This is a genomic window from Pseudomonas sp. HMWF006 (assembly GCF_003061205.1).
GTDB lineage: Bacteria > Pseudomonadota > Gammaproteobacteria > Pseudomonadales > Pseudomonadaceae > Aquipseudomonas > Aquipseudomonas monsensis.
This window is the reverse complement of sequence record NZ_QAIU01000210.1, coordinates 8,130-10,458: the sequence shown is the minus strand read 5'-3', so window position 1 is coordinate 10,458 and position 2,329 is coordinate 8,130. Positions and strand designations below refer to the sequence as shown.

Annotated in this window: 1 protein-coding gene and 1 pseudogene; both read right to left on the bottom strand. The window is 61.1% G+C overall.

The genetic code is table 11. The annotated features are described in order from the left end of the window. Window positions 1–294: type VI secretion system ImpA family N-terminal domain-containing protein (locus DBR24_RS08265; protein WP_177490480.1), on the bottom strand; the 294-nt coding region annotated here is incomplete at its 3' end. Next, window positions 291–2,329, bottom strand: a pseudogene (locus tag DBR24_RS31725) (type VI secretion system protein ImpL); the annotation flags it as partial. The gene DBR24_RS08265 and the pseudogene DBR24_RS31725, both read right to left, overlap by 4 nt.

Sequence of the window (2,329 nt, the reverse complement as noted above, 5' to 3'; positions counted from 1 at the left end):
ATCCAGCGCTTGCAGGTGCAGCCACGCCTCGCCCAGCCAGGCACTGAGCATCAGGTCCTTGCTGCGTTCCAGCAATAACGTCGTCGTGAGTTTCTCCACTTCCGGCCAATTCGCCCGCTTCAGCGTCGACTGCCAGACCCCGGTCGGCAAGCTCGCATCATCCTCGCGACGCAGATCACGCAACTGATCAAACTCGCGTTCATAACGCAAATCGACGCCACACGGCGCTTCGGCGCTGATCGGTGCGAGCAACTGATCAATCAAGTCCGGCAATTGGGTTAATGGCAGGCTCACAGGCCCTCCTTCTGCGTTTCAATGGCGGCCGTGGTGCCGGTGAACTGGAACGGTGAACGCGGTGCGCGGGTCGGCAGCGGCGCAATCGCCAGCGGCAGTTTCGAGCCCTGACTCATCAGCGACAGCCGCACGTACATCCGCGTGAATTCGCTGGTGACGCTGTCTGTCGAGGCCGTCACCGGCAGGCGCAAGGTCAATGGAAAATCGGTGTAATCCATGCTCGGCTGACGCTGCACAGAGAAGTGCGCACGCATCATGCGCAGCAACGACCACGGCCCGCCGTATTCCCAACCGGCTTCCAGATCGCGCACCACCAGGTTCGGTTGCAGCGGATCGTTGACTGGACGTTCCTTGCCGTTGCGCGCCCAACGCAGGGTCAGGCGAACAGGCTGGCCGACCATCCAGCGCAGGTTCGGTTGCTCGGCGGCGGGATAGTTGATCTGCTGACTGCCAGCGAGCAGACCCCAGGCAATCACCTGATCGGCGCCCTTTTCGTCCTCGCGATCGGTACGCCAGCGCACATCAAGTTCAACGCCGAGAATGCCACTCTTGTCGCGCACGAACAGCGGCGTCAGCCACGTGCTGGCCTGCTTCAAGCGGTTGAGGAAGTCTTCTGCCGCCTGGCGTTCGGGAGTCTGGCTCAGCACCAGCCCGGCCTGGGCCACCGGCAGGCGTTTGTCGATGATCTCGAGAAAATGCTGGACCCGCGCCGGGTCGGCATCCTGCGCCTGCACGCCGTTGGCGAAGGGGAAGCGATCGGCCAGGTACTGATTGAAGTAATTGGCCAGTTCATTCCACGCCGCCGCAGCCTGCTGTTGTTGCAGGTACTGGCAACGCTGCATGGCCGACTGCTGCAATTCCACCGCACGCATCGCCAGGGTCCCGCGGCCAGCAGCAAGGTTGGCGGTCTGCAGGACCTGCACGCAGGAGGCGGTGTCCATCTCGATGAAATCGCGGCTGACCAGTTGCTCGATCTGCGCCGGTGAACTCGCCGGGTTCGCCTCCTTGTACTTGAGCAATTCGTCATTGAGTGCGCTGAACTGGGTGACCCGCTCGTAATCCAGCGCCGACAGATTGCCCTGTTGGGCCATCAACCACTGCAATGCCGACGTGCGCCGTTCGGTGATGCCGAGCATGGTGTTGAACTGCTGCTTGAGGCTCAGCTTCAAGTCCTGCACATCGTTGGCGCCATAGAGTTGCAGGCCGAGGTTTTTCGAGCCGTCCCACTGGCTGATTTCGGTGCGCCCGCCAAACAGCGGTTGCGCGGTGATTTCATCCAGACCGCCAACGATTTGCGCCAGTGCCCGACGATTGAGAGCGCCTTGCAGCCGCGCAGCAAGATCGTTGCGATGCACTTCGACAAAGGCCTTTTGCAACGCCATCGCCTGCTCGGCCTGTACATTGAACACCGCATAAGGATGCATTTGATCGTCGTGATCCTTGAGGCTCAGCCACATCGCCTGCGCGGCAGCACTTTCGGCGGTTTGCAGCAAGGCTTCACGATAAGCCGGCGGAATGCGCGGCAGTTCTTCGGCGATGTAACTCTTGTAACTGGAGAAGTAGTTCAACGAGGTGTTGAGGTCATCGCCATCCACGGTCTGACCTCGCAGATTGGTGCTGTCCTGACTGGCGCGCAGAGCGACCGAAACGAAGTCACGTTTGAACAGCGCCTGCACCGCGTTGTCGAGTTTGACCACATGTTCCTGCAATGCCAGTTGCCCACTGCCCTGCTGGATCAGCAAGTTGCCGCGCGAGCCGACCTGGGCGATCCACTGATCGCGGAAACTCTGCTGCAACTTGCTCGCCTGGGCCTCCAGTTGCTGCTCGACGGCAGGGCCAAGCAAGATGCTTTTGTGCACCTTGTCGAGAAACTCTCGATAACCCGGCACCAGTTCCTGGCCTTTGCCGCGGCTCCAGGTGGAATTGGTCAGGGCGATCGCCGCTTGCAGGTTGTCGATCAGTGCCCGCAGGTCTTCCAGTTCGGTCAGGCTGTTGCCGCTGCCGGCCTCCAGTTGCTCCAGGTGCAGCTTGAGAT